Origin of the sequence: Clostridium sp. AF36-4, assembly GCF_003435975.1 — a bacterium.
GTDB lineage: Bacteria > Bacillota > Clostridia > Lachnospirales > Lachnospiraceae > Eubacterium_F.
Map to the genome: position 1 here is coordinate 168,246 of NZ_QTVH01000001.1, position 25,188 is coordinate 193,433.

Annotated in this window: 25 protein-coding genes; all 25 read left to right on the plus strand. The window is 41.9% G+C overall.

From position 1 onward, the window contains the following. Positions 1–91: 91 nt before the first annotated feature. The 25 genes from DW005_RS00780 to DW005_RS00895 all read left to right on the plus strand — a co-directional run bounded on the left by DW005_RS00780 (position 92) and on the right by DW005_RS00895 (position 25,159). Entirely contained in the window at positions 92–1,468 is a 1,377-nt protein-coding gene (locus DW005_RS00780) for a carboxyl transferase domain-containing protein (protein ID WP_117477774.1), read from the plus strand. Positions 1,469–1,472: 4 nt separating this feature from the next. Then, complete coding sequence (locus DW005_RS00785; protein ID WP_022375813.1) at positions 1,473–1,832, plus strand: OadG family protein; 360 nt, start codon at positions 1,473–1,475, stop codon at positions 1,830–1,832. A 13-nt stretch (positions 1,833–1,845) separates the two neighbouring features. Continuing rightward, complete coding sequence (locus DW005_RS00790; RefSeq protein ID WP_022375814.1) at positions 1,846–2,226, plus strand: biotin/lipoyl-containing protein; 381 nt, start codon at positions 1,846–1,848, stop codon at positions 2,224–2,226. Between the two features lie 33 nt (positions 2,227–2,259). Beyond that, on the plus strand, positions 2,260–3,378 hold the full coding sequence (locus DW005_RS00795) for a sodium ion-translocating decarboxylase subunit beta (protein ID WP_022375815.1): 1,119 nt from the start codon (positions 2,260–2,262) through the stop codon (positions 3,376–3,378). Between the two features lie 14 nt (positions 3,379–3,392). Continuing rightward, the gene (locus DW005_RS00800; protein ID WP_022375816.1) at positions 3,393–4,805 is read left to right on the plus strand and encodes an oxaloacetate decarboxylase subunit alpha; all 1,413 of its coding nucleotides are present in this window, start codon (positions 3,393–3,395) and stop codon (positions 4,803–4,805) included. Between the two features lie 161 nt (positions 4,806–4,966). Next, entirely contained in the window at positions 4,967–6,025 is a 1,059-nt protein-coding gene (locus DW005_RS00805; RefSeq protein ID WP_242989329.1) for an SAM-dependent methyltransferase, read from the plus strand. After that, complete coding sequence (locus DW005_RS00810; protein ID WP_117477775.1) at positions 6,022–8,097, plus strand: diguanylate cyclase; 2,076 nt, start codon at positions 6,022–6,024, stop codon at positions 8,095–8,097. The genes DW005_RS00805 and DW005_RS00810 overlap by 4 nt, the downstream gene beginning before the upstream one ends. 65 nt (positions 8,098–8,162) lie before the next feature. After that, a complete protein-coding gene (gene ylxM / locus DW005_RS00815; protein WP_022375819.1) occupies positions 8,163–8,525 on the plus strand; it encodes a YlxM family DNA-binding protein in 363 nt (120 codons plus the stop codon). A gap of 16 nt (positions 8,526–8,541) precedes the next feature. After that, on the plus strand, positions 8,542–9,897 hold the full coding sequence (ffh, locus tag DW005_RS00820; protein WP_022375820.1) for a signal recognition particle protein: 1,356 nt from the start codon (positions 8,542–8,544) through the stop codon (positions 9,895–9,897). 75 nt (positions 9,898–9,972) lie between these two features. Then, positions 9,973–10,218 carry a 30S ribosomal protein S16 gene (gene rpsP / locus DW005_RS00825; protein WP_022375821.1) on the plus strand — a complete coding sequence of 82 codons (246 nt, stop codon included), beginning with the start codon at positions 9,973–9,975 and terminating at the stop codon, positions 10,216–10,218. 11 nt (positions 10,219–10,229) lie between these two features. After that, on the plus strand, positions 10,230–10,457 hold the full coding sequence (locus DW005_RS00830; protein WP_022375822.1) for a KH domain-containing protein: 228 nt from the start codon (positions 10,230–10,232) through the stop codon (positions 10,455–10,457). Positions 10,458–10,548: 91 nt separating this feature from the next. Further along, positions 10,549–11,061 carry a ribosome maturation factor RimM gene (rimM, locus tag DW005_RS00835; protein ID WP_117477776.1) on the plus strand — a complete coding sequence of 171 codons (513 nt, stop codon included), beginning with the start codon at positions 10,549–10,551 and terminating at the stop codon, positions 11,059–11,061. Continuing rightward, a complete protein-coding gene (gene trmD / locus DW005_RS00840; protein ID WP_117477777.1) occupies positions 11,058–11,762 on the plus strand; it encodes a tRNA (guanosine(37)-N1)-methyltransferase TrmD in 705 nt (234 codons plus the stop codon). Before rimM ends, trmD begins: the two co-directional genes overlap by 4 nt. Before the next feature lie 76 nt (positions 11,763–11,838). Further along, on the plus strand, positions 11,839–12,426 hold the full coding sequence (gene hisB, locus DW005_RS00845; RefSeq protein ID WP_022375963.1) for an imidazoleglycerol-phosphate dehydratase HisB: 588 nt from the start codon (positions 11,839–11,841) through the stop codon (positions 12,424–12,426). A gap of 20 nt (positions 12,427–12,446) precedes the next feature. Next, a complete protein-coding gene (hisIE, locus tag DW005_RS14325; protein ID WP_278286494.1) occupies positions 12,447–13,688 on the plus strand; it encodes a bifunctional phosphoribosyl-AMP cyclohydrolase/phosphoribosyl-ATP diphosphatase HisIE in 1,242 nt (413 codons plus the stop codon). Between the two features lie 35 nt (positions 13,689–13,723). Next, the gene (locus DW005_RS13705) at positions 13,724–13,867 is read left to right on the plus strand and encodes a hypothetical protein (protein WP_022375961.1); all 144 of its coding nucleotides are present in this window, start codon (positions 13,724–13,726) and stop codon (positions 13,865–13,867) included. A gap of 11 nt (positions 13,868–13,878) precedes the next feature. Next, positions 13,879–15,579, plus strand: a complete 1,701-nt coding sequence (locus DW005_RS00855) for an ATPase, T2SS/T4P/T4SS family (protein WP_022375960.1) — start codon at positions 13,879–13,881, stop codon at positions 15,577–15,579. A 28-nt stretch (positions 15,580–15,607) separates the two neighbouring features. Further along, the gene (locus tag DW005_RS00860; protein ID WP_117477778.1) at positions 15,608–16,744 is read left to right on the plus strand and encodes a type IV pilus twitching motility protein PilT; all 1,137 of its coding nucleotides are present in this window, start codon (positions 15,608–15,610) and stop codon (positions 16,742–16,744) included. Positions 16,745–16,767: 23 nt separating this feature from the next. Beyond that, the gene (locus DW005_RS00865) at positions 16,768–17,985 is read left to right on the plus strand and encodes a type II secretion system F family protein (protein ID WP_117477779.1); all 1,218 of its coding nucleotides are present in this window, start codon (positions 16,768–16,770) and stop codon (positions 17,983–17,985) included. Between the two features lie 128 nt (positions 17,986–18,113). Beyond that, positions 18,114–18,587, plus strand: a complete 474-nt coding sequence (locus tag DW005_RS00870) for a type II secretion system protein (RefSeq protein ID WP_117477780.1) — start codon at positions 18,114–18,116, stop codon at positions 18,585–18,587. Positions 18,588–18,623: 36 nt separating this feature from the next. After that, a complete protein-coding gene (locus tag DW005_RS00875; protein ID WP_117477781.1) occupies positions 18,624–19,397 on the plus strand; it encodes an A24 family peptidase in 774 nt (257 codons plus the stop codon). Positions 19,398–19,471: 74 nt separating this feature from the next. Further along, positions 19,472–21,127: a pilus assembly protein PilM gene (pilM, locus tag DW005_RS00880; RefSeq protein WP_117477782.1), complete on the plus strand. Its 1,656-nt coding sequence runs from the start codon at positions 19,472–19,474 to the stop codon at positions 21,125–21,127. 18 nt (positions 21,128–21,145) lie between these two features. Then, the gene (locus DW005_RS00885; RefSeq protein WP_117477783.1) at positions 21,146–21,892 is read left to right on the plus strand and encodes a hypothetical protein; all 747 of its coding nucleotides are present in this window, start codon (positions 21,146–21,148) and stop codon (positions 21,890–21,892) included. Between the two features lie 40 nt (positions 21,893–21,932). Then, on the plus strand, positions 21,933–22,961 hold the full coding sequence (locus DW005_RS00890) for a prepilin-type N-terminal cleavage/methylation domain-containing protein (protein WP_117477784.1): 1,029 nt from the start codon (positions 21,933–21,935) through the stop codon (positions 22,959–22,961). A 5-nt stretch (positions 22,962–22,966) separates the two neighbouring features. Then, a complete protein-coding gene (locus tag DW005_RS00895) occupies positions 22,967–25,159 on the plus strand; it encodes a hypothetical protein (protein ID WP_117477785.1) in 2,193 nt (730 codons plus the stop codon). The last annotated feature ends 29 nt before the right edge of the window (positions 25,160–25,188 follow it).

Below are 25,188 nucleotides of genomic sequence, written 5' to 3' on the forward strand. Positions count from 1 at the left end.
TGTTGCCAAGGGGTTGAAAAAGCGTTACAATTACAATTGGATAAAATTTGAGTTTTATATAAACAATAATACAGAAAGTGGAGGGCTGCAAATGAGTAACTCAGCAAAATTATCAGCAAGAGAACGTATCGAATCTCTCGTTGATGCCAACAGTTTTGTTGAAATCGGTGGCATGATTACCAAACGTAATACCGATTTTAACATGCAGGAAAAAGCAGTGCCGGCAGACGGTGTGATTACCGGTTACGGTGTTGTAAATTCAAATCTGGTCTATATCTACAGTCAGGATGTAACCGCCTTGAATGGTTCTGTAGGTGAGATGCACGCGAAGAAAATCGCCGGAATTTATGAGATGGCGATGAAAGCGGGCGCACCGGTTATCGGACTGATTGACTGTGCCGGTATCCGGGTACAGGAGGCGATGGACGCATTGGCCGGATTTGGCGACATTTACATGGCGAAAGTGAATGCATCCGGTGTAATCCCTCAGATTAGTGCAGTTTTAGGTTCTTGTGGCGGTGGTGTTGCGATTTCATCCAAATTAGGTGATATTACAATTATCGAAAAGACAAACGGAAAACTGTTTGTAAATTCACCAAATGCGATTGCAGGAAACCGTATTGAGAAATGTGACACAAGCGATGCTGCATTCCAGGCAGAATGTGGAAATGCGGACATTGTATGTGAGAATGAACAGGAAGTATTTACAACAATCCGCAGCTTAATTGATTTACTTCCGGCAAATGCAGGAGCAGCAGTGGTTGTTGAAAATTCGGATGATCCAAATCGTGTACTGGATGGCTTTGATGGTTATGCAACGGATGCAAAAGCTGCCTTGACACAGATTGCCGATGATACAAAATTTGTGGAATTAAAAGCAGAATATGGAAAAGAAATGGTAACCGGACTTCTTTCCTTAGATGGAGTTACAGTAGGTGCGATTGCAAATGCGAAAGAAGGCATTCTTTCAACTGCCGGCTGTAAGAAAGCAGAGCAGTTTATGTATTTCTGTGACGCATTTAATATTCCGGTTGTTACCTTAACAAATGTAAAAGAGTATGCAGCAGATATGCAGGAAGAAAAAACGATTTCTCAGGCAGTTGCAGATTTGACATATGCATTTGCAAGTGCTGATGTTCCGCGTATTAACGTGATTACAGGTGAGGCATACGGAAGTGCTTATGTGTCAATGAACTCCAAACATATTGGAGCGGATTTGGTTCTTGCCCTAGATTCTGCAAAAGTTGGTGTTATGGATGCCAAAGTTGCAGCGCAGATTCTCTGTGAAGATGAAATTTCACAGGCAGCAAATACCAAAGAAGCATTGGAAGAAAAGGCAAAAGAGTTTGATGCACTTCAGGATGGTGCCACAGCGGCAGCAAAGAGAGGTTATGTGGATAATGTGATTTCCGGCAGTGAAATTCGGAAACACTTAATTTATGCATTACAGATGTTCGGAATGAGGTGATAGGATGTTATTGCTTGATTTAGAAAAAGTAAATGCTACCGTGGGTCCCGGTGAGGCCGTAATGAACACCTTGATTGGTATGGGAACGGTATTTGTTGTATTGATTCTTATTTCCATCATTATCTTTCTCTTGAAATATGTGCCAAAGATGTTCGAGAAAAAGAAAGCGGAACCGGAAGCAGCAAAACAGGAGAAACCGGCAGCAAAAGCTGTAGCAAAACAGGAAGTACCTGTTTCGGATAACACCCAGATTATTGCGGTAATTACCGCAGCGATAGCAGCACAGATGGAAGCTGAGACCGGTGTTTGTGTACCGGCAGACGGACTTGTAATTCGTTCAATAAAAAAACGTACGTTCAATTAAGGAGGATATTGACATGAAAAGTTATACAATTACAGTAAATGGAACCGTATATGATGTTACAGTAGAAGAGAAGGCAGGCGGCGCAGCAGCACCGGCAGCACCTGCTCAGGCGGCAGCACCTGCTCCTGCACCGGCACAAGCTCCTGCTCCGAAAGCACCGGCAGCATCCGGTAGTGCTGGTTCTGTTGAAGTAACAGCACCAATGCCTGGTAAAATTCTTGCTGTAAAAGCAGATGTCGGACAGAGTGTAAAGAAAGGCGATGTAATTCTTCTTCTCGAAGCTATGAAGATGGAAAATGAGGTAGTAGCACCTCAGGATGGTACAATTGCAAGTATCAATGTGAACTCTGGTGATATGGTTGAGGCAGGAAATGTACTGGCTACTATGGACTGATTCAGCAAATGAAAAGAACCGGAGGTAAACTAAATGGAAGTAATAGAAAATCTTATTCGACAGACAGCGTTTTTCCAGGACGGTATTGACTGGAGAAACTATGTCATGATATTGGTTGCTTTTATCTTCTTATATTTAGCAATCAAAAAAGGCTATGAGCCTTTGCTCTTACTGCCAATTGCGTTTGGTATGCTCTTGGCAAATATTTATCCGCTGATTATTCAGGATGGTGGACTGTTAAATTACTTCTTTAAGTTAGATGAATGGAGTATTTTGCCATCGCTGATTTTCCTCGGCGTTGGTGCGATGACAGACTTCGGTCCGTTGATTGCCAATCCAAAGAGCTTTCTTCTTGGTGCGGCGGCACAGTTTGGTATTTTCGCCGCATATATCCTTGCTCTTTTGTGGGGCTTCAATGGTGGTGAAGCAGCAGCTGTTTCGATTATCGGTGGTGCTGATGGACCGACATCCATTTTCCTTGCCGGCAAATTGCAGCAGGGGCATTTGATGGGTAGTATTGCGGTGGCGGCATATTCCTATATGTCACTTGTTCCGATTATTCAGCCGCCTATCATGAAACTTTTGACAACGAAAAAGGAAAGAGAAATCAAGATGGAGCAGCTCCGTCCGGTATCCAAACTGGAGAGAATCCTCTTCCCAATTATCGTTACAGTTATTGTATGTCTGATTCTTCCAAGTACTGCACCACTTGTTGGTATGCTTATGCTTGGTAACTTGTTCAAAGAATCCGGCGTAGTAGGCCAGTTGACAGAGACAGCATCGAATGCTTTGATGTATATCGTAGTTATTTTGCTTGGTACATCCGTTGGTGCTACGACGACAGGTTCTGCATTTCTTAATGTAGCAACATTGAAAATCGTAGTTCTTGGTCTGGTTGCATTTGCATTCGGAACAGCAGCCGGTGTATTGTTTGGTAAATTAATGTGTTTAGTAACCAGAGGAAAAATCAATCCATTGATTGGTTCTGCCGGTGTGTCGGCGGTTCCTATGGCAGCACGTGTGTCCCAGAAGGTTGGTTCGGAAGCAGATCCGACAAACTTCCTTTTGATGCATGCGATGGGACCAAACGTAGCAGGTGTTATCGGTACTGCGGTAGCAGCCGGTGTGTTTATGGCAATTTATGGAGTATAAGGAGGATATAGAAAATGGCAGAGATTAAGAAAAAGCCGATTAAAATTACGGAAACGATACTTCGTGATGCACATCAGTCATTGATTGCGACTCGTATGACAACAGAACAGATGCTTCCGATTGTCGATAAAATGGACAAAGTTGGTTACCACTCCGTAGAGTGCTGGGGCGGTGCAACATTTGACGCATCCCTTCGTTTTTTGAAAGAAGACCCGTGGGAAAGACTGCGTAAGTTAAGAGACGGATTCAAAAATACAAAATTGCAGATGTTATTCCGTGGACAGAACATTTTAGGATATAATCATTATGCCGATGATGTAGTAGAATATTTTGTTCAGAAATCGATCGCCAACGGAATTGATATTATCCGTATTTTTGACTGTCTGAATGATATTCGTAACCTTGAGACAGCAGTAAAAGCAGCAAATAAAGAAGGCGGACATGCACAGATTGCCCTTTCTTATACACTTGGTGATGCTTATACACTGGATTACTGGAAAGATATTGCAAAGAAAATCGAAGATATGGGTGCGAAATCACTCTGTATCAAAGATATGGCCGGTCTTTTGACACCATATAAAGCAACGGAACTTGTAACGGCATTGAAAGAATCCGTTGAAATTCCGATTGACCTTCATACACACTACACATCCGGTGTTGCTTCTATGACTTATTTGAAAGCAGTAGAAGCAGGATGTGATATTATTGATACAGCGATGAGTCCATTTGCTCTTGGTACAAGCCAGCCGGCTACCGAAGTTATGGTTGAGACATTCCGTGGAACACCATACGATACCGGACTTGACCAGAATCTTTTATCTGAAATCGCTGAATACTTCCGTCCAATGCGCGAGGAAGCATTAGAGAGCGGTCTTATGAATACGAAAGTGCTTGGTGTAAATATCAATACTCTTCGTTATCAGGTTCCCGGCGGTATGCTTTCAAACCTCGTTTCCCAGCTTAAAGAAATGGGACAGGAAGATAAGTATGAGCAGGTGCTTGAAGAGGTGCCACGCGTAAGAAAAGACTTTGGTGAGCCACCATTGGTTACACCATCGTCCCAGATTGTTGGTACTCAGGCAGTATTAAATGTAGTTTCCGGTGAGCGTTACAAGATGGTAACGAAAGAATCCAAAAAACTTTTGTCCGGTGAATTTGGACAGACAGTTAAACCATTTAATCCGGAAGTTCAGAAGAAATGTATCGGCGATACAAAACCGATTACATGTCGTCCGGCTGATTTGATCGAGCCACAGCTTAAAAAACTTGAGGCAGAGATGTCACAGTGGAAAGAGCAGGATGAAGATGTATTATCCTATGCTCTGTTCCCACAGGTTGCAGTTGATTTCTTCAAATATCGTGAAGCACAGCGGACGAAAGTAGATGCTACATTAGCAGATAAAGAGAATCAGACTTACCCGGTATAAAAGGATAAGATGAGCCCTCGGATTTTGAGTCCGAGGGCTATTTTTGCTATCAGAATGTATACAAGGAGGTACCATGGTGATGGAATTAGAAGAAGTATTGGAGCAGTGTCTTGGACAGAATTTCGTGCATATGATAATCAGTGGGAGATTTTGCCGGAAAAGTGGATGTACGCTGCTATGAGGATAAAGGAACGCTTATGTTTCAGTTCGCCAGATACCAGAATAATCAGGTATTTCATCTTAACTATGCAAAAGAAGAGGCGAAAAACTATATTCTTTCCGAACTCGTGCCCATTTACCGTCAGATGCAGTTCTTTACAACGGAAAAACAGTATACAATATTGATAAGCAAAAAAGGGAAAATAACAATAAAGGGAAAAAACAAAAAGAGTGAAAAACCACTTGTTTTATCACATAACCGCAAAAAGAAATATATTTTGAAGGAAAATGAACCAATTCCTTTTCTGATTGAACTTGGAGTTCAGGCAGAAGATGGCAGAATCCGGGATAAAAAACAGAAAAAATTCCGACAGATTAACCGCTTTCTGGAATTTATCAGAGATGTATCCGATAAACTGCCAAAGGATAAAGAATTAACGATTGTTGATTTCGGATGCGGAAAATCCTATCTTACGTTTGCTATGTATTATTATCTGAAAATCATGAATGGATATCGTGTCCGCATGATAGGACTGGATTTAAAATCCGATGTGATACAACACTGCAATGAGCTTGCCAAGCGGTTTGGCTATGAGGAACTTACCTTTTTAGAGGGCGACATCAGTTCTTTTGAGGGAGTGAATCAGGTCGATATGGTCGTGACGCTTCATGCTTGTGATACAGCGACAGATTTTGCGTTAGACAAGGCGATCCGCTGGGGTGCAAAAGTGATTTTATCGGTTCCGTGCTGCCAGCATGAGGTAAATGCACAGTTAAAAAATGACCGAATGCAGCCGATATTTAAATATGGGATTATCAAAGAGCGGATGGCTGCTTTGATGACGGATGCACTGCGGGCAAATCTGCTGGAGCAGGCAGGATATGAAACACAAATATTGGAATTTATTGAATTAGAGCATACACCGAAAAATCTGTTGATACGGGCCGTAAAGACAGATAAAAAACAAGGGAATATGGATGCATATAAAAAAGTCTGCGATGAGTTTGGCATTTCGACGACGCTTGCTCGTTTGCAGGAACATGAGGGGATGACGGTATGATGCAAAAACCGAAGATTTTAGCTGCCGATAATACGAAGATGGCGTTGCGATATATGGAAACTATTTTAGGTGACATTTATGATGTAACATTGGTTCAGACAGGAATGAGTGTGCTGGATTGCCTGAAGTCGGAAATTCCTGATTTGATTCTTATGAATGCGAATATGTTTGGAATGGATGGCTACGAAGTTCTCCGCCGGATAAAAGAGGATAAAGAAACAAAAGAAATTCCTGTCATTTTAATGATGAATGTGAAAGATATACAGAGTGAACTTAGGGGATTAGAAGAAGGTGCGATTGACTTTATTTCGCTTCCCTTTGAACCGCAGGTTTTAAAGGCAAGGATTGCGCATATTGTCGAACTTTCCGTACTCCGAAAACAGCAGGCGCATTTGATCGCGAAACAAAAAGAGCAGATTGACCGGCTGTTTTTGCAGTCGATGGTTACGATTGCTCACACGGTGGATGCCAAAGACCGTTATGCAAGGAGACATTCGCTGCGCGTTGCGCTCTACTGCAGGGGCATTGCTGCAAAACTCGGTTATTCGGATAAAGAAAAAGAGGAACTTTATTATATTGCGCTTTTACACGATATTGGTAAGGTGTCTACGCCGGATACTATTTTAAATAAGGCTTCAGAACTCACGAAAGAGGAATATGAAAATGTAAAAAAACACGCCGAAATTGGTGCACAGATTGTGCAGAATACGAGATTTGTTCCGGGACTTGAGGAAGGTGTGAGATACCATCATGAATGGTATGATGGAAATGGCTATGTGGGAATCTGCGGCGATGAAATCCCTGAGGTGTCACGCATTATTGCGGTGGCGGACGCTTACGAAGCAATGACGGCAGACCGGGCGTATCGTAAACATTTTTCCAAGGAACATGCGATACAGGAGCTTATTCGGGGACGAGGAACGCAATTTGACCCGGAAATCGTAGATACTTTTCTTGAGCTTTTGGAGGAAGGTTTTACGATTGATGAAGACCGAGCGGAGGGTGAATTGAAGGGTGAAGGAGAACTGAATGAGGCAAATGAACTGCTTCGTCAGGTTTTTACTGAAACTGTGCTGGAGACTCAGAGCGAATTGGAACGCGATTCACTGACCGATTTTCTAAACCGTCGGTATTTTGAAGATAAAATAAATAATTATCTGTTGTCTTCGAAATCCTGCGGAACATTTTTTATGATGGATTTGGATAATTTCAAACAGGTCAACGATACATATGGGCATAAAACCGGCGATGAACTGATTCAGGCATTTGCTGATGTTATTCGGGAAAACACAAGAGATGATGATTTTGTCTGCCGCATGGGCGGGGATGAGTTTGCAGTTTTTTTCTTTGAGTTAGAGGAGGAACGTGTCATTTGCAAACGTGCGGAAAGTATTATTAAAGATTTTGCAAAAATCAGAACGGAGATGGGATGCAGTATGTGTTCCGTTTCCATTGGAATCATGACAAAATATTACGGTGGTGAGGAACTGGATTGCGAGCAGTTATATGAAAAAGCTGATCAGGCTTTATATTATGTAAAAAATAATGGGAAAGACGCGTATCATCTGTTTGAATCCATGCCGGAAGATTTGAAAAATAACAGACAGACCGGTTGTCAGATGGATTTAGACCAGTTGATGCGGCAGGTAACCGAAAGGAAATATCGTCCGGGTGCTTATGCAGTAGAATACGACCGTTTTTCATTTATTTACCAGTTTATTGCTCGAAATGTGGAGAGAAACGGACAGCATGTACAGGTTGTTTTATTGTCCATGGAATTGCCTAAAGATAGAGAAATTTCATTGGAGAGAATTGAAGATTCATTAGTGCTTTTGGAGTCAGCCATTGTACGGTCACTGCGCAGAGGAGATGTGACAAGCCGCTTTAGTTCCACTCAGCAAGTAGTTGTTCTTATGGATGCGTCGAAAGAAGATGGTGTGATGGTAGCTAACCGTATTTTAAAAAAATACAATACGCTTGCTAAAGAAGCAGCAATTCCGGCACGTTTCGATATTGTGGAGGTGCCACATGCTTTTTCTAAAAGGACAGAAAAAAACGAAGAAAAGGCTTGACAACGCCAGTCAAATACGCTATACTTACCACCTGTAAAGAAAAAAACTTTACAGGTGGTGCTTTTATGTCGAAGGAAAAATCGTTATCTGAGTTAGATGAGATTGTAGAATTATCGTATTTGTATGATTTTTACGGTGCTCTGCTCAAGGAGAGTAATCGTGTCGTATTTGAGGATTACGTTTTAAGTAATCTTTCCTTGAGCGAGATTGCGAAAGAACGGGATATTACCAGGCAGGGTGTATATGACATTGTAAAGAGATGCCGCACTCGTTTAAAGGGGTACGAAGAAAAACTACATTTGATTGAAAAATTTCAGCTGACAAAGGACAAACTTGGTGAGATTGAAAGTATTGCAAAAGAAAATTTTGATGAACAAACGGCAGGACAGATTACAACACTCGCCGAAGAGATATATGAACTGATATAAAGAAAGGGGATTACTCGTGGCATTTGATAATTTGACGGCTAAACTTCAAAATGTATTCAAGGGTCTGCGCAGTAAGGGACGCTTGACGGAAGCAGATGTTAAGGCTGCACTTCGTGAAGTGAAGATGGCTTTGCTTGAAGCAGATGTAAACTTTAAAGTAGTAAAGCAGTTTGTCAAAGCGGTACAGGAGCGTGCGACCGGGGAAGACGTACTCAATAGTCTTACGCCCGGACAGACCGTTATTAAATATGTAAATGAAGAACTGGTCAAGATGATGGGAGAAACAACCACAGAAATTGACCTTCTTCCCGGCAATGAGATTACGGTTATTATGATGTGTGGTCTCCAGGGTGCCGGTAAAACGACTACGACAGCGAAAATTGCCGGAAAGTTAAAGGCAAAAGGAAAAAGACCGCTTTTAGTTGCGTGTGATATTTATCGTCCGGCTGCGATTGAGCAGTTACAGATAAATGGAGACAAGCAGGAAGTTCCTGTATTTTCGATGGGAACAAATCACAATCCGGTGGATATTGCAAAAGCCGGTGTGGAGCACGCAAAGGCAAACGGAAATAATGTAGTGATTCTCGATACCGCCGGACGTCTTCATATTGATGAGGACATGATGGAGGAACTCGCGAAGATAAAAGAACAGGTAGAAGTTCATCAGACCATTTTGGTTGTGGATTCAATGACCGGTCAGGATGCGGTGAATGTAGCATCATCCTTTAATGAAAAGTTACATGTGGATGGCGTCATTCTTACAAAACTTGACGGTGATACCAGAGGTGGTGCGGCACTTTCAATTCGTGCTGTGACCGGACGACCGATTTATTATGTCGGTATGGGTGAAAAGTTATCCGATTTGGAGCAGTTTTATCCGGACCGCATGGCGTCCCGAATCCTTGGCATGGGCGATGTGCTGTCGCTGATTGAAAAAGCGGAAGAGCAGATTGATGAACAAAAAGCCGCCGAGATGGCAAAGAAGATTAAAAAAGCTGAATTTGATTTTAATGACTTTTTAGAGCAGATGCAGCAGATGAAGAAGATGGGCGGTTTAAGCAGTATTCTCAGCATGCTTCCGGGCATGGGGTTACCTGCGGATTTAGAAATTGATGACAATGCCCTCAAAGGAACGGAGGCAATTATTTACTCCATGACAATTGAGGAGCGGACAAATCCGGGAATCATTAATCCATCGAGAAAACGCCGCATTGCAAAAGGTGCCGGTGTAGACATCAGCGAGGTAAACCGTCTGATGAAACAGTTTGAACAGAGCCGTAAGATGATGAAACAGATGTCTGGCATGATGTCTGGAAAAGGACGCAGAAAAGGCGGATTTGGCGGCTTTAAGTTCCCGTTTGGCGGGATGTAATATGATATCCAAAAAGAATTTCTTTGGAAATTTTTTGGAGATAGATTTTTAGATTAGAATAAGGAGGTGAAAGACGTGGCAGTAAAAATCAGATTGAAAAGATTAGGGCAGAAGAAATCACCATTTTATAGAATTGTAGTTGCTGATGAGAGATCTCCTAGAGATGGAAGAAACATCGCTGAGATTGGTACTTATGACCCAAATCAGGAACCATGTGTTGTAAAGGTAGACGAGGAAGCAGCAAAGAAATGGTTGCAGAATGGTGCTCAGCCGACAGACGTAGTTGCACGTTTGTTCAAACAGGCAGGTATTGAGAAATAGGAGGGCTGGTAATGAAAGAATTAGTAGAAGTGATTGCTAGTGCATTAGTAGACAGTCCGGAAGATGTCGTTGTCACGGAGACAGAAGATGAAAAACAGATTGTTTTGAATCTTACGGTAGCACCGGAAGACATGGGTAAAGTGATTGGTAAACAGGGACGTATTGCGAAAGCAATTCGTACCGTTGTCCGTGCCGCCGGTTCTAAAGGTGACAAGAAGATTATGGTTGACATTCAATAAGGATGAGGCGTGTTCTCGCGTCATGAATACCCTGCGGGCTTTTGCCTGCGGGGTGTTTTGTATCTTACCAAAAAGAGGGAAAGGATGAATTATGGAAGATTTACTGCGAATTGGTGTTGTGACAACAACGCATGGGATCAAAGGGGAAGTGAAAGTATTCCCGACAACGGATGATGTAAAACGTTTTAAAAAATGTGATGAGGTTATTTTGATTACAAAAGAGGGAAATATAACGCTTCATGTGGAGAGCGTGAAATATTTTAAAAATATTGTAATTTTGAAATTTAAAGAATTTAATAATATAAATGATGTTGAGCGGTTCCGTAAATGCGATTTGATGGTTACGAGAGATAATGCACTTCCGCTTAAAGAGGGGCAGTATTATCTTTGTGATGTTCCCGGAGCCGTTGTTATTAACGAGGATACCGAAGAAGAAATCGGCAAAGTAACAGATGTTATGGAAACCGGAGCAAACAACGTATTTGTAATTGAGACAAAAGAGGGAAAAGAAGTGCTTTTCCCGGTTATCCCGGACTGTATCAAGAAAGTGGATACAAAAGAAGGAATTGTAAGAGCACATGTCATGAAAGGGCTGATAGAATGAAATATTATGTAATGACGTTATTTCCGGAAATGATTGAACAGGCGATGAACACGAGTATTATGGGGCGTGCCATGGCAGATGGACTGATTTCTCTGCAGGTAATGAATATACGGGATTATACGCTCAATAAGCATGGAAAAGTGGATGATTATCCGTATGGCGGGGGCGCTGGTATGGTGATGGAGGCAGAGCCGATTTACCGTTGTTATGAACAGATATGCAGTGAAGCGGGGAAAAGACCACGTGTTATTTATTTGACACCGCAGGGTGATGTTTTTTCTCAGAAAATTGCGAAAGATTTTTCAAAAGAAGATGTGCTTGTCTTTTTGTGCGGCCACTATGAGGGCGTGGATGAGCGTGTGCTGGAAGAAATTGTGACAGATTATGTGTCAATTGGTGATTATGTACTGACAGGCGGAGAACTGCCGGCACTTGTGATGATGGATGCGATTGCCAGACTGGTTCCCGGCGTGTTAAACAATGAGGAGTCTGCGGAGACGGAAAGTTTTTCGGATGGTCTGTTAGAATATCCGCAGTATACAAGACCGGTTGAAATTTTAGGGCGCAGAGTGCCGGATGTTTTGATGAGCGGACACCATGAAAAAATTAATGAATGGCGCAAAGAGCAGTCCATTATGCGCACACGTGAGAGAAGACCGGATTTGTATAAAAGCTGGCTTGAAAATAATTCGGATACTTGACCGAAAACCTTGCTTTTTACAAGGGAAAACGATATAATAAAAATGATATGTTGCGTAAGTGAAAGGAGAGAAGAACATGAGTCGTTTTGCACGGTGCGAGCGGGATACCAAGGAGACGGAAATTGTTATCGAACTGGATTTGGATGGAACCGGTCAGTATGACATACATACAGGAATTGGCTTTTTTGACCATATGCTGGAGGGATTTGCCAAACATGGTTTGTTTGATTTGGCAGTATCGGTACAGGGAGATACCCATGTGGACGCCCATCATACGGTAGAGGATACCGGAATTGTTTTAGGACAGGCGTTTTTGAAAGCATTAGGTGACAAAAAGGGAATTGCCCGTTTTGGTTATTTTGTATTGCCGATGGACGATGCACTGGTGCTTGCTTCTCTTGATTTTTCGGGACGCATGTATTTTGCCTATGACGCTGAGCTAAAAGCACAGCGGCTTGGTACGATGGAGACGGAAGTGGTGAAAGAGTTCTTTATGGGATTAGCAAGCGGTGCACAGATGAATCTGCACATTAAGCAGTTAGCAGGAGAAAACACTCACCATGTAGTAGAGGCGATGTTTAAAGCGGTTGCAAAATCGATGGATATGGCTTCAAAAGTAGATGACAGAATTGAAGGAGTCCTTTCGACAAAGGGCGTTCTTTAAACGATAGAGGAGGAAGAGACGTGTCTTATAAAAAACTGATTCCCTTTATTAACGGGGAGAATGAATTAGCTGCCAATGTAGTGACGATGGCAGAAGATTATTGTTTTGCAGGAGCAGATGAATTGTTTTTATACAATTACTCCAAAATAACAGAAGAAAGAGAAGAATTTTTAGCAACCTTAAAAGAGATTGATAAAAAAATTGATATACCATTTATTGTTGGCATGTATGCAGCCCGTTTTGAAGATGTAAAAAAAGCATTTTACACAGGAGCGGACCGCGTAGTTGTGAAATACGAAATCTGCCCGGATGAAGGTGTGATTAAAGAAGCTGCAGCCAGATTTGGTGAAGATAAAATTCTTGTGGAAGTGGATGAAGGGCTTCCATTTGAAAAAATTGCTTTTCCGGTATCGACACTTTTATTGAAACATGTAAATACCGGAGAACCATTAAACCGAAGAATAAAAGCAAGCGGAAAGAACTTTCTGATTCGAGACAGTCTGCTCCGCAACGATTTGGAAGATTTGTTGAAAATCGAAGAGGTACAGGGCGTGGCAACCAATTATTTTGAGCGCCGCGATTTGTTCAAGGTAAAACGAAATATGGAAGAGGCCGGTATTGAGATGAATACATTTAAAAGTGCCATTCCATTTTCAGAATTTAAAACAGATGATAAAGGATTAGTTCCTTGTATCGTGCAGGATTACCGTACCGGTCAGGTGCTGATGCTTGCCTATATGAACGAAGAGTCATATCAGGCTACCTGTGAGACCGGAAAGATGACGTATTTCAGCAGAAGCCGTCAAAAATTATGGTGCAAAGGAGACACCTCCGGCCATTATCAGTATGTAAAAGAACTTTCGTTAGACTGTGATAACGATACGATTCTGGCAAAAGTGCATCAAGTTGGTGCTGCCTGCCATACCGGTTCTTACAGCTGCTTTTTCAAAGAACTGGCAAAGAAAGATTACATTGATACCAATCCATTAACGATTTTACAGGAAGATTTTGAGACGATTGAAAACCGAAAGAAAAATCCGAAAGAGGGTTCGTATACCAATTATCTTTTTACGCAGGGAATTGATAAAATTTTGAAAAAATGCGGGGAAGAAGCGTCGGAAATTATTATTGCGGCGAAGAATCCAAATGCAGAAGAGTTAAAGTATGAGATTGCTGATTTCCTCTATCATATGATGGTACTTATGGCAGAATGTGGTCTGACTTGGGAAGACATCACCAGAGAGTTGGCAAATCGCAGATAAACGTTAAATCAATAAGAATAAGGAAGGTGTGTAGAATGGAAAGAACAATTCTGGAAGCATTGGGGTATTATTTGATTCGTTTGGTTATGTTTGGAGCAACAGCGGCTGCCGGTATTGCGGTTGGTATTAAACTTCGTAAAAACAAAAACGCAAAAGAAGAAGCAAATACAGAAAATTAAGGTGAATCCATATGATTGGCAGAAAACGTAAGAGACTTGGCGATTTGCTGGTAGATGCCGGCGTGGTTACCAGTGAACAGCTTGGGGAAGCGCTCAAAAAGCAGAGAGAACTTGGCTTGAAGCTTGGCGAGACATTGATTGAGTTAAAATTTACCGATGAAAACGAAATTGTAGAAGCTCTTCATCAGCAGATGGGCTATCCGGTAGCAAAAATCCGCGAGGCAAAAATTGCACCGGAAGTAATTTCACTTTTGCCGGAGACAATTGTAAGAAAGCACAATGTGGTTCCGTTTGAAGTTGACCCGGATAATCCGAATATCCTGCGTGTGGCAATGGCGGACCCGATGGATATTATCGCAATTGATGACTTGGCGATTGTGACGAACATGCAGATTGAGGCGATGGTTGCGACACCGTCCGATGTGCGTTTTGGGATTGAGCGCTATTATGGAAATGAGCAGGTTGCCAAGATGGCAGAAACGTATTCCAAAGAGCGCAGGGAGCAGCAGAATGCCAGAGAAAAACAGGAGGAAGCAAACGAAGAAGTTGATAATGCGCCGATTGTTTTACTGGTAAATAAAATTATTGAGCAGGCAGTGAACGAAAGAGCAAGTGATATTCACATTGAAGCGTTGGAAGACAGCGTGCGTGTGCGTTTTCGTATTGATGGTGTGATGCAGGAAATGATGCGTTATGAAAAAGAATTATTAAATGCAATTGTAGCGCGTATTAAAATTATCAGCGGCATGAATATTTCTGAGAAAAGAGCACCGCAGGATGGACGTATGACACAGCGTTTTGACCGTGTTGAATATGATATTCGTGTATCGAGCCTGCCGACGACTTTTGGAGAAAAGATTGTAATGCGTCTGGCATCGAAGTCAGCACTTACGAGAGATAAAAGTGAACTTGGATTTCCGGAAGCAGAGATGCGCCGGTTTGACCATCTGGTTCACCAGCCGCATGGTATCATCTTAGTTACCGGACCTACCGGTAGTGGTAAATCAACAACTTTGTATACAGTACTGAGTGAGTTGAATGAGGGCAGTGTAAATATTGTTACAGTTGAGGACCCAGTTGAGGCTGATGTGGATGGAATTAATCAGGTTCAGGTAAATGAAAAGGCGGGACTTACATTTGCATCTGCGCTTCGTTCTATTCTTCGTCAGGATCCAGATATCATTATGATTGGTGAGATTCGAGATGAAGAGACGGCAAGTATTGCAGTAAAAGCCGCAATCACCGGACACTTGGTAGTAAGCACCCTGCATACAAATAGTGCAGCAAGTACCGTTACCCGTCTGGCGGATATGGGTGTGGAGCCATATCTGATTGCCGATTCTACGGTTGGTATTATTGCACAGCGGCTGGTGCGCCGTCTGTGTCCGAAGTGTAAGAGACAAAGGATGATAACCGATGAAGATAAGAGAAGACTTCGGATTCGCGGAGAAGGAACACAGCCAATTTACGAGCCGGGCGGACAGGGCTGTGCGTTCTGTAATGGTACCGGTTACCGCGGACGAATTGGTGTATATGAGATTATGACGGTATCTCCGGAAGTAAGAAAAGTAATTGCTGCCGGCGGCGGTGCCGATGAAATTCAGAAAGTTGCCTTGAGTGAAGGAATGACAACGTTACGTATTGGTGCGGCAAAACTCGTTTTGCAGGGAGTTACCTCCATTGCAGAAGTGGAGCGCATCGCGACAGAATAATGGCAGGAATGGAAATGGGGAGGTCGTAATGACGATTGATGATTTGCTGATTCGAGCAAGAAAAATGGGCGCAAGTGATGTTCATGTAACGGTAGGTATCCCACCGAAATGCCGTGTGAACGGAGAACTTGTGACGTTGATGGAAGGACGGATTCTTCCGGCAGATTCTAAAGCATTAGTAGAACAGATGATACCGGGGCGTCTGGTAGAACGATTTAACCGCGAAGGAGAAGTCGATTTTTCCTATGCGATTAAAGGCGTGGGACGCTTTCGTGTCAATATTTTCAAACAGCGTGGAACGATGTCGTTTGTTATCCGACTTGTGAATACCGAAATTCCAAGTCCGGAATCACTTGGCCTGCCGCAGTCCGTTTTGGAACTGGTCAAGAAAAAGCGTGGTCTGATTTTAGTTACCGGACCGACAGGAAGCGGTAAATCGACGACGCTGGCATCTCTGATTCATATTATTAACCAGACACAGAACAAACATATTATTACACTGGAAGATCCGATTGAGTATTTACATAGTCATGAAAAATCAATTGTAAATCAGAGAGAGGTCGGAATTGATACCCAGTCCTATGCAGGGGCGTTGCGCGCCGCGCTGCGAGAAGATCCGGATATTATTTTGGTTGGTGAGATGCGAGACTTAGACACGATTGCTACCGCAGTTACAGCGGCAGAGACCGGACACCTTGTACTATCGACTTTGCATACCATTGGAGCGGTTCCTACGATTGAGCGTATTATTGATGTATTTCCAATGAATCAGCAGGCGCAGATTCGTTTGCAGTTAGCGACTCTTTTGGAGGCGATTATTTCCCAGCAGTTACTGCCTACGGCTGACCGCAAAGGCCGCGTGGCAGCCTTTGAAATTATGTATGCCAACAGTGCGGTCCGCAATTTGATTCGAGAGGCGAAACCGCATCAGATACCATCTATTATCCAGACCAATAAACAAAGTGGCATGATGATGATGGATGATGCGCTTTATGAGCTTTACCGCACACATCAGATTACGGCTGAGGATGCGATGACATTTGCACAGGACCCGTCGAATTTGGCAAGACGTATTCCGGCTGGGAAAATGCCAACACCGTTAGCTGAACCTTCGTGGCAGATGGATGACTGGGATGGTCCTACGTTTGGGAGCGGTGGTTTTTAAAACACGAGAAAGGGGAGAATGAATTGGCAAAGTATAAATACCTGATTACAGATAAATATGGCAAAGAGAAAAAGGGAACGATGGAAGCTGTCAGTGAAGAGGCGGCAATGCGCAAACTCAAGGGTGAAGGCAGCATCGTTTTGGAGCTTAGTGAAGCATTTGATCTTGACAACGCCAGTTGGAATATTACGATTGGAAATCCGGTCAAGAAAAAGGATATTACCATTTTCTGTAAACAGTTTTACAGTATTTTGACAGCGGGCGTAACCGTCATTGACGGTCTGCGTATGGTTCAGGATCAGACAGAAAATAAATATCTTAGAGAAGCTCTTTACCGTGTCATGGTAAATGTGGAAAAGGGAGACAGTTTAGCAGATGCCATGGAAATGGAAAGTAAAATCTTCCCGTCTCTTTTGATTCATATGGTTGCTGCGGGTGAGGCAACCGGTAATCTGGAAATTGCGTTTGACCGTATTTGTACGCAATTTGACAAAGATATGAAATTAAATTCCATGATTAAATCTGCTATGATTTATCCAATTGTTGTTTTAGTAGTAGCAGTTGGCGTAATTATTGTTTTGATGACTACAGTAATTCCAAACTTCCAGCAGACTTTTGAAAGTATGGGCGAGGACCTGCCGATGCTGACCAAAATGGTAATTGGACTGAGTGATTTTATGACGAGTAATTTTATTGCGATAGCGATAGGACTTATTTTGCTGCTTACTTTTATTATCTGTGGCAAAAAGACGGAGCCTGGCAAACAGTTTACCAGCCGGGTCGCTTTAAAAATACCGATGTTTCGCAATTTTTCCGTAAAAAATGCGGCGGCAAAATTTTCTATGACGATGTCTACGCTTATTATGTCGGGTGTTCCTTTGGTGGAAGCCCTTGAAATTGTGGGAAATGTCATTGAAAACCGAGTGATTCGAAAAGCGGTAAAAGACTGTCGTGAAGAGGTTATGCAGGGGATCCCGATGTCAGAGCCTCTGGAGGCGTCTGGTGTGTTTCCGCCGATGGTAACGCATATGCTTAAAATTGGCGAAGAAACCGGTACGACGGAGCAGATGTTAGATAAAGTAGCAGAATACTACGAAGGAGAAGTGGAAACAGCTACCAAAAATCTCACATCAGCTATGGAGCCACTTATTATTGTTGTGCTTGCTGTTATTGTAGGAGGCGTAATTGGAGCGGTTATGATGCCAATGCTCAAGATTTATCAGGATGCAGGAAAAGCATAAAAATCCATAAAGAATTCCTTGAAACCCTAAAGAAATTTGTGTATAATAACAATATAAGACTTATAAAGTCACCCGTACGGCTAAGCCTATACTGGTCGTGGGAAAATTAAAAAAAGGAGAGTGTAACTATGAGAAGAAAAATTCAGAAGTATTTAAGTGGTGAGAGAGAGGGTTTCTCTCTGATTGAGTTAATCATCGTTATTGCTATTATGGCAATCTTGATTGGCGTTGTGGCATTGGTAGTGCTTCCTTACTTGGAAAGCGCAAGAGAATCATCTGATCGTGCATCGTTATCAGCAGTAAGTACAGCATTTAATTCGGCAGTTACAAAAGGAAATGCAGCTAAAGAATATAAAACACCGACGGCGATTTCATCAGATGCTACTTTAAAAGCAGCGGTTGAGAAGTATATGAAGAGTAACAAGGATTCTGCAAGCAGTATTGCGGATGCCGAGGCTTTCCAGTCAACAGCATGCTCTGGCTGCAAGTTTTACGCAGTTAATACAAAAGATGCATCAGGAAAATCTACGACATATGTTATGATTTCTAAAGATGGACAGAAACCTGCTGTAGATAGTGATGGTCAGCCATTTAAAGAGTAAAAATAATTAATTAAAATTTACAAGGGAGAGCCCGCTATGGCATTGGAACACTTTATCCTCTACATAATTGTATTCTTGTATGGCATCATAATAGGAAGTTTTCTTAATGTATGCATATACCGGATGCCAAAGGGGGAAAGTGTTGTCACAGTGGGCTCCCATTGTATGAATTGCAAGCACCCTTTGAAGTGGTATGATTTGTTTCCTGTGTTTAGTTATTTGGTGCTTCGTGGCAAATGCCGGTACTGCGGGGCAAAGATTTCGATTCAGTATCCGCTTGTCGAACTGGCAAACGGGATTTTATACGTTTTAGTGGTTGCTATCTGCGGATTGAATCCGGACAGTATCCTTTGGTGTGTCCTTACTTCTATCATGATAGTCATTGCGGTGACGGATTTAAAGACGATGAAGTTTCCGACTGTTTGTGAGATTTTGATGATTGTCGTTGGGGTAGTTCATTTATTCTTTCATGCGTCACAGTGGCTGTATTACATCGCAGGCGCTTTGTTTATGGGAGTATTTTTACTTGTGTGCGCACTTCTGTTTAAAAAGGTTACGGGAAAAGCAGGACTTGGTTTGGGCGACATTGAATTCATGGCGTGTATTGGGTTGTGTATCGGATTTGGACATTCTTTACTGGCACTGATTGTCGGCTGCCTGCTTGGTGCAGTGATTCAGGGGGGGATTCAGTTATACCATAAAAAATCAGGAAGATTTCCAACAACTCCTTATCTGGCGATGGGAGTTTATCTTGTTTTGTTATGGGGCGATACCGTGTTAAATTGGTACGTCCGTACTTTTGTATATTAACATTTGCCATTTTTAGAGTGCTTTATCATAAAGCATTGTAAAAATGGCGAAAGGGATTATAGGAGGATGAATGAATGGCGAAAAAAGTAATTGTTGTACGAATTGGTACAAATGAAGTTCAGATTGTGCATATGGAATATACGGCAAATTATCCGACCGTATATGGCTGTGTACGTTTTCCTACGCCGGAAAATGCAGTAAAAGACGGTATGATTATAGAGGTTACTGAACTGGCAACCTGCATCCGGAAAGCATGTGCAGATAAAGGGATTCGCACGAAGGATGTTATTTTTACCGTAGCGAGCGGAAAGATTGCAAGCCGTGAAACCAGTGTTCCAATTGCTAAAAAGAAAATGAAAATCCAGCCGTTAGTTATGGCAAAAGTGTCGGATTTGTTCCCGATTGACGTGGAAAAATATATTTTTTCTTATGTGGAACAGGGGGAACCGAAGAAAACAGAAGAGGGCGGACTTATTCAGGATGTCATGGTGTTTGCAGCACCGTCTGATTTGATTGATTCCTATTACACACTTGCTAATGCGGCAGGACTTCATATTGAATCAATTGATGCTGATGGAAACGCTGTTTTCCAGGTGATGCGCCGTCAGGTTAAAAGCAAAGAGGGCGTTACAATGTCGATTCAGATTAACCAGTCGGCAACGCTTGTTAATATTATCAGTGATAATAAACTTTTGCTACAGCGAGTAGTTCCGTATGGAATTAACGTATTTACAGAGGTTCTCTTGCAAGAACCGGTATTTCAGGTGCAGACGGAAGAAGAAGCCTATACACTTCTGAAACGGAATCGTGTGATTTTACACAACTTAAATTCAGAAAATCCGGAGAATAATCCGTCATTGGATAAAAGAATTGAAGTGACAGATAATGCGTCTTATCTGATTGGCAATATTGGACGAGTGATTGAATATTATAATTCCAAATACAAAGACCGGCCGATACAGGAAATTATTTGCATGGGAAAAGGCTGTGCAGTAGCAGGAATTCATGAACTGTTGTCAAATGAACTGGGAATCCAGACACATACGCCGGAAGAACTTGCAGGCGTTCGCTTTAACCGTAAAGTAAATATTAACGCTTACATTTTACAGTATATTAACTGTTTTGGAGCTGTTTTTGATTCGGTTCATTTTGTATCCAACGCCGTGCGTCAAAAAGAAGAAAAGAAAGGTTCCATGACAGGCGCAGTTCTGATTTTTGCAGGCTGCCTTTTGATTAGTATTTTAGTGGGTGGCTTTTCTGTGATGCGATTGTTGCAGGAAAAAGAAACCAACCGTATGTGGACGAACCGCGTACAGGCGATGGAACCGGTAGAGTCTGAATTCGCTACCTTGCTGGAAGAGGTAGTGAATCGGAAAATGCTCGATGTGTTTGATTTATATTGTGATAATAAAAACAATCATTTTCATGCCTTGTTAAAGAGTATGGAAGCACAGTGCCCGAAATCCTTTAAGATTCAGAGCATTACCAGTGATGAAGAAAAAGTTACGATTAATGCAATCAGTACCGATAAACTTTTATCGCTGTCTGCCCTGCAGATTCAGCTTGAAAAAATTGATGGAATTTCCAGTGTGAAAATTGACTCGATTACCGAGACCAACGAAGCACTGACAAAGAAGAAACAATATTCATATACGATAACCTTTGCCTACAATAAAGTGGTGGATGCGAATAAAAAAGCATCTGAGATAGAGGGCAGTCAGACAGAGTAAAAAGAGAGCGGGGATGAAATGATGAAGAATGGATTGACAACCGTACAAAAACGATTGATATTGATTCTTGGCGGATTATTGATTCTGCTTGGAACCGTGATATTTGTATTTCAAAGAAATATGAAGCAGGCAAATCGTTTGAAAACGGATTCCGGTCAGAAAATGAATGAAGTGAATTATTTAAGTGATTTACAGATTCGCGTAAATGAGATGAATGCTTCTCAGGCAAAGACGCAGAAGGAAATTCAGAAAAAATCGCAGACGTATCCGTGCAAGATGACACAGCAGAAAGCGATTAGTAATATTTACAAAATGTCAGTGGCAAGTGGTGTTCGTCTGCGTGCAATACGTCCACAGGCAGATAAGACCTTTTTTAAGGATGGGAAGTTTATTGTGACAACAGGAACCGGTGATGATGCGGAGCAGTCCACAGAATCCGAAGAAACGACGTTGAGTGATGTGGAAAAGAATCCGGAGAAAAAAGTTTCTGTTATGAAGATGGTTGGAAAGGCTTCTCCTTATGAAATTGAGTTGACCGGTACGAAAAAACAGATTTTAAAGGCAATTGACTGGGTGGCAAAAAATGTAGAACCAATGTCGGTTGTATCAATTAACCTTACGTTTGATAACAGTACCGGAAAATTAAGTGGAACGATTTTAGTTCACTTTTTCAGCTTGAATGGAAACGGAAAGGCATATGTTGAGCCGGATATTTCAGGCATCATTCTTGGAAATGAAGATGTTTTCGGTACGTTTAAGAAATAAGGTATATATAAGTTGTATGTGAGTGAAGGGAAGTGAGAGAATGAAAAGACAGGTACAGGGGTTTTCGCTGATTGAAGTATTGATTGCGATTGCCATTTTGGGTGTCGCTTCATTGGCTCTACTTTCCTTTTTTTCGAGTGCAAATTTTTATTCATCAACCGGTAAGAGCACGCAGGAAGCAGATCTTGTGGCACAATCGGTATTAGAAGAGGTAGACTCCTGCAAGACACTTACGGATATTGACAGTCAGTTGATGGCGGCGACAGGCAGTGCGTGGACGCTTGTGAAAAAAAAGAACAAGCAGATGACATTGTCTAAAAAAGTCACATTAAATGGCTCTGATTATCAGGCACGCGTGTTATTTGATTATGATTATGACACAACGGATTCTGAGGGAAACCAGGTGGAATCCAAATACAATAATTATGAGCAGCCAAAGCTGCAGGAAATTTATTCGGCGAAAAATGCTGTTATTGTTGAATCTGACCAGATGCAGGCGGCGGTAAGTCATTTTTACTACAAAAATCTGAGTGTCAGCAAAAGCACAATTGAAAATGGACTTTCAAGAGATATTGTGATTGATATTCAGAATGATACGGAACAGGAAGGCATTTACCGGATTGATGTTTCCTACCGTTATTCATATAATGGGTCTGAGTTTAGCGCGGTAGTGAAAAACCAGAAAGCGGAAAAAGAGACATTAGAAAATATATACATTTTATATAATCTTCTTCATGACAATGCTTTGACGGATTCGGTTGAAGTGAATATGGGAGATTTATCAATTGACGAAGCGAAACAGTTGAAGTTCTATTTCATATGCCAGAAAGGAGATGCAGCACCGGCGGCAGGCTATAAAATTATGCTTAGTGGCTCTGGGAATTTCTTACAGCCTGTTTATTATACAAACGGGGCGTCTCTTTCTGCCGGAAGTTTTCAGACAGATTTTGTTACCCATGAAAAGCAGGAGAGAATCGCCGGTGTTACGGTAGATGTTTATGAAGCGTCAGAAACGAATTATTCAGAGGATAATCGAATTGTCCGTCTGCAATCATCGAAGGGGGCGTGAAAAGGATGCGAAATACGATAAAAAATATTTGGCATAGAGAAAGAGAGGGTTCCTCATTGGTTACCGTAATCATTGGGATTCTTTTTATTGCTGCCATTGGAACGATTCTTTTGACGATTGCAAGCCGTTATTTGATTTCAGTAAATGTTGACCACAACGCATCGGATAATTTTTACCAGACCGAAGGAATTCTTGAGGAAGTAAAGACCGGACTTTTGGAGTATGCCGGGGATGCAGGAGAAGAAGCTTATAAAGATGTGGTGGAGCATTACACAAAGACAAAAGACAGTATGCACAAAACTTTTTCCGAAAAGTATATCAGTTTGCTGGCATCAAAACTGATGGGATATTCGTATGCGTGGGATGAAAGCAAAGTGGGAACGGAGCAGAACTGTGACCTTTCCATTTTGAAGAAATTGTCGAAAGTTCCGGATGCCGTTACAACGCAGAAGGGAACGAACTTAGCATTTGTGATTGATGTGGATTCGGATAACCAGTATTCGCTGACCATTAAAAATATGATGATTGACTATACGGACGCTGCGGATTACCGCTCGACGATTCGCACCGATCTTTGCATGAAGGTGCCGGATTACAAATTTGAGGGGGATTCTACGTTAGAGGAGATTAAGGATTACATTGTAATTTCGGATTCTTCTTTGGCGGTAGCGAATAATGATAATAACAAAGGTGTCACTTTCCGGGGAAATATTTATACCGGGGATAAAGATGCCGGTATAAAAGTAGAGAGCCAGAATGCAGCCTATTTTTACAGCCCGACCATTATCAGCAGAGGAAGTCTTGATTTGCTTGGCGGTGCGACGGTTTCTTTACAGGGTGAAAAAGCAGCGGGAAATCTGTGGGTACAGAACATCCGCCTGAAATCACAGGGGATGGATTCGGAGTCAACGCTGCAGACAAAATTGGATTTGAATGAAAATGCTTATGTGGCAAATGATTTGGATATTGAGGCAAACAATTCGATTGTTACCCTTTCCGGAAAGTATTATGGCTACAGTTATAATGAGCAGAATACAAAGACAACATCGACGGCGCGCTCTGATTACAGCAGTGCGATTTTGGTGAATGGATTAAATACAACGTTGAAAGCAAAAAATCTGGATAAACTGATTCTTGCCGGAAGAACTTTTGTTTCGAGAAACGATGAGAGCGGAAATGCTAGGGTTTCCGATATTATGATGGGTGAGTCCATCGCAGTAAAGAGTAATCAGATTGCCTATCTTTTGCCGGATGAGTATATTATTCCGGAAGATGGAAGAGATGCACAGGATACACACAATCCGGTGATTCGAGGAGAAAAAATTACGATTGATAAAACAGCACTTTTAAATTCGGATATTGGAAAATATCTAGACTCTGCCGAGCCATATACGGCGAACTATAGTAACTCCGGCGGCTATGTATTTTATTATTTGAAATTTAAAGATGAGAAGAATGCAAACGAATATTTTAGAAATTACTATCAAGGTTCAAAAGAGGAAGATGGAGAAACTGTATCCAATAAGGACCAGCTTGACGAGCGGGCAAAACCGTATGTATCTACGGTGGATGATACGAATATGAAATTTTCTTCGGAACTGTTTTTAGTTGCCGGTAATGTGATTCAGAATTATTATGCGGCGGGTGGAAGCAGTATGCAGTCCGATAATTATTTTAATAATGCCGGAAATCCAAATGAAGAATTGCTAGCGGATGGCAGAAAGCAGGGTCAGGATTATGTGGGTTATCAGTTATCCCTTCTTGCCTCCGGAGCAACGGGAGGTATGCGTTTGCCGGAAAATGCAAATGCATTGGTAGCAGACCGGCTGATTGATTTTTCTAAATTAACGACGGTTATGACAAAGAAAGATGAAAAAAATTCCGGTGTAATTTATGCGACACCGGGAGATTATGTTGTAGATGGTTCGATGAAAAAGGGAATTATTATTGCCGGTGGTGATGTCGAAGTACAGAGTGATTTCGAGGGACTTATTTTAGCCAAAGGAAAAGTGACAACGACAAGAAGTAATTTGAACTTAAAATCCAATATGGTTTTGGTTGGAAAACTTTTGGAAACGGCAAAAAGTGACGATAAATTGAAAGAACTGTTTTATGGATATACCGGACGCGGTGTACAGAATGCAACGGATTTTTCATCCTGTATTTCGTATGAAAACTGGGAGAAAAACTCTTATTAAGCGGAAAATACATTGGAAAGGAGGCAGCG